At 69.2% G+C, this 3540-nt stretch carries 4 protein-coding genes; all 4 read right to left on the reverse strand.

Annotated features, from left to right (window positions below):
- A partial coding sequence (locus tag GWG54_RS21075) for a helix-hairpin-helix domain-containing protein (protein ID WP_245242890.1) occupies nucleotides 1-172 on the reverse strand: 172 nt, incomplete at its 3' end.
- Between the two features lie 180 nt (nucleotides 173-352).
- Complete coding sequence (locus tag GWG54_RS19860) at nucleotides 353-1435, reverse strand: PQQ-binding-like beta-propeller repeat protein (RefSeq protein ID WP_167939378.1); 1083 nt, start codon at nucleotides 1433-1435, stop codon at nucleotides 353-355.
- Between the two features lie 255 nt (nucleotides 1436-1690).
- Nucleotides 1691-2296 (reverse strand): hypothetical protein, encoded by a 606-nt coding sequence (locus GWG54_RS19865; RefSeq protein ID WP_167939379.1) that lies wholly within the window; start codon nucleotides 2294-2296, stop codon nucleotides 1691-1693.
- 24 nt (nucleotides 2297-2320) lie between these two features.
- Complete coding sequence (gene htpX, locus GWG54_RS19870) at nucleotides 2321-3193, reverse strand: zinc metalloprotease HtpX (RefSeq protein ID WP_167939380.1); 873 nt, start codon at nucleotides 3191-3193, stop codon at nucleotides 2321-2323.
- Nucleotides 3194-3540 lie beyond the last annotated feature (347 nt).

The following is a 3540-nucleotide window of genomic DNA, read 5'->3' on the forward strand; positions in this document are numbered from 1 at the left end:
GGGCCGCGCGGCCGATGCCCGCCGCGGCCGCCTCGCGGACGTCGGCCGTGTTCGAGAGTTCGGAGGGCGATGCGACGGCCAGGCTCTGGAAGGAGTCGAAGCCCGCTTCGTGGAGCTTGTCTGCGGTTGCCGGGCCGACACCGGGGAGGGATTCGAGGTCTGCGTCTGGCATTACTCACTCGTTGTGGCGGACGCCCCATAAAGCCTCGTTAACAGGGGAGTGAAAGTGAAAGTGCCGGGCGGCGCGGGGCCGATCGGGGAGACGGAGCGGACGTTTACGAGCGAAGGCGAGGACGAGAGCGCACCGCGAGCGGGGGTCGGCGAGGGTCAGGGCGGAACGGCTCGAGCGCGGCTACCGCGAACGGTCGGTCGTCCACTCGAGGCGGACCAGTCGGCCCTCGGCGGGAACGTACAGGTGGTTCGAGGCGACCGCGGGCGTTCCCGCGACCGGGGCGCCGACGTCGACGTGCCAGCGCAGGTCGTAGTCGGTCGCCGAGACGCCGTACACCGACCCCGTCGCGTCGGCGACGCAGACGGTGTCGCCCGCGACGACCGGGCTCGAGCGGACCTCGCCGTCGAGTTCGACTCCCTTCCTCGAGAACAGCCAGCCGCGGACCTTACGCCGGCCGAATCGGGTGTCGGTGACGTGGAGGTAGCCGTCGTCGGCGCCGACGAAGGTCGTTCCCTCCTCGGGAAGGACCGTTGCCGAGGTGGTGAACGCGGTGTCGATGTCGTAACTGAACCAGGGCTGACCGGTCTCGGTGTCGAGTGCGAGCAGCGCGCCGTCGTCGTCGGCGACGTAGACGCGCCCGTCGGCGATCGTCGGGGGCGCCGCGACGACCCCGTCGGTCGGCGCGGTCCAAACCTCCTCGGGCGCGCCGTCGCCGTCCTCGAGACAGCGCACTCGCTCGTCGGCGGTGCCGACGTACACCCGACGGCGATCGGGGGCGACCGCGGGCGCGCCGACGACCGAGGCGTCGGTCTCGTGGGTCCAGACGCGTTCGCCCGTCTCGCCCTCGAGCGCCGAGAGCCCCGCGGCGTGGCCGGCGTAGAGCCGTCCGTCGGCGAACGCGAGGGCCGACTCGAGGGGTGCGGGGAGGTCGGTCCGCCAGATCGGGTCGCCCGTTCCGGGATCGATCGCGCGGACGGTTCCGGCGTCGGTCGCGGCGTAGACGCGCTCGACCGTGACGATCGGCGTCGCGTCGATCCCGTCGCCCATCTCGAAGACCCACCGTCGACGGGCCGTCTCGCGGTCGAACGCGTAGAGGTTCCCGCGTTCGGTCCCGACGACGACGGCGTCGCGGCCGAGGACCGGCGATCCCGCGACGGCGTCGAGTTCGACCGTCCACGACTCCGCGACGCGGGCGGGGTCCTCGAGGTCGCGTCGAACGCCCGATCGCTGCGGGTCCCGCTTGAACTGGGTCCAGTCGCTCACGGTTCGGGCGTACCGATGCCGGGCGGATAACTGGTTCGACACGGCCGACTCCGCGGTCGACGGGAAACGGAAGCGAAAGAGGGGGTGGGGTGGGGGTTGCGACAGGACGACCGACGCAGGGTGCAGCGGATTCGACAACTGGGTGTATGGCGCAGTTGACGCGGCGTCCCGCCGTACTCACGGATACGTCGGAGATCGTCATACCGTTAGCTCCAAACATGTTTGGAGCCACGGGGGACTCGAGGCGCTCCCGGACTATTCCCAGGGGTGGGTCCCGCCCTCGTCGGGCCAGAGCGGGTACCAGTACTCCTTCTCGCGCTCGACCTCGAGTTCGCCGTCCAGCGTCGACTCGAGTTTGAACTCGGCGTTGGAATCGCGCTCCCGGCCGGGACGGGGCGCGAACGGGTAGAACCGCCCCCGACGGAACGAGTAGATCCAGTAGGCCGGCCCCCGCTCGTTGCGGTAGGCGAAGACGGCCGCGAGCAGCCGCGAGCCGTAGCCGTGCTCGATGAACGTGTCCGCGGCGAAGTGCAGGCTGGTGATGAGGTCCTCCGGATCCGAGTCCTCGAGGACGACCCAGTGGTAGCCGTGGTCGTCCGCCGAGACCGCAAAGTCGGTCCCGGTGTCCTCGCGGCCCGCCTCGAGGATCGCCTCGACCTCGTCGACGGCCTCGCGGAAGCTGCTCGAGTCGACGCCGGAGAAACAGAGCGCGCCGACGTCTTCGGACTCGTAGCCCAGATCCGCCTCCATGGTGAGGTAGGCGGTGCTCATCCCGAAGAGGTCGTCGGGGTCGGCGTCGCGTTTCGCGTCGGACTCGGCGCGTGTGCCGAGGATGGAGCGCAGCCCGTCCAGTAGTCCCATACCCGGAGTGTGGGGCGTACCCCCTTAGAAGCCCTCCATCTCGCGCTCGAGGTCGCGGAGCTGGTCGATCCGGCGCTCGGTCGAGGGGTGGGTGCTGAACAGCCGTCCGACGACGCCCGACTTCAGCGGGATGATGAAGAAGGCGTTCATCTCGGCTTCCTCGCGCAGGTCCGTGTCGGGTACCTTGTCGACCTCGCCCGAGATCTTCATCAGCGCCGAGGCGAGCGCCGACGGTTTGCCGGTGATCGTGGCGGCGCCGCGGTCGGCAGCGAACTCGCGGTACCGCGAGAGCGCTCGGATGAGGAGGTAGCTGAGGATCCAGACCACCAGCGAGACCAGGATCGCGACCACGATTCCGCCCTGGTTTCGGTTGCGCCCGCCGCCGAAAAAGGCCCCCCAGCGGACGATCATGAAGGCGATCGTCGAGAGGAAGGAGGCGATCGTCATCACCATCATGTCGCGGTTCTTGACGTGGGCGAGCTCGTGGGCGAGGACGCCGTCGAGCTCCTCCCGGTTCAGGGTGCTCAGCAGTCCCGTCGTGACGCAGACGGCGGCGTTTTTCTGGTTGCGTCCCGTCGCGAAGGCGTTTGGCACCTTCGAGTCGACGACGGCCACCTTCGGTTTTGGGAGGTCGGCCTGCTGGGAGAGTCGTTCGATCGAGCTGTGGAGCTGCGGGTACTCCTCGGCCGACACCGTCCTCGCGCCCATGCTCTTCAGGGTGAGCGTGTCGCTGAAGTAGTACTGCACCAACGACACGCCGCCAAAGATCACGACGAAAACCGTGAAACTCCCCATGTAGGCGGCGATCACTCCGGCGAAGACGATGTACAGCGCGAACAACAGGAACATCGTTACGAACATCCGCACGCGGAGACCCCAATCCGGCTGCCAGTCCATACGCGAATCGAGGGGCTCCGGCGAAATAAGTGTCACCGCTGCCGTCGATCGAGGCGCGCCGACGGTTCCCGCGGGTCGCGGTCACACCCCTTCGTTTCCCGTGGAACTCCGCCCGACGTCGGAAGGAGAACGATGCGACCGGGTTTATAGGGGAGGAGCGTCGATACCGACCTCGAGCATGACGGGGTACGGCAGACGCCGGGTGTTGAAAGCGGGTGGGCTCGCCGCCGTCGGCGGAACCCTCGTGTCGCGGTCGACGGGCGCCCCCGGCGGGGCGGGGGAGGGCGGTGCGACCGAGCCGGGGGGGGCCCCCCGGCGCGGGGGGCCCGGGAGTATCCCGGACACGG

It is taken from the genome of Natronococcus sp. JC468 (assembly GCF_012163165.1).
In the GTDB taxonomy this organism is placed as follows: domain Archaea; phylum Halobacteriota; class Halobacteria; order Halobacteriales; family Natrialbaceae; genus Natronococcus; species Natronococcus jeotgali.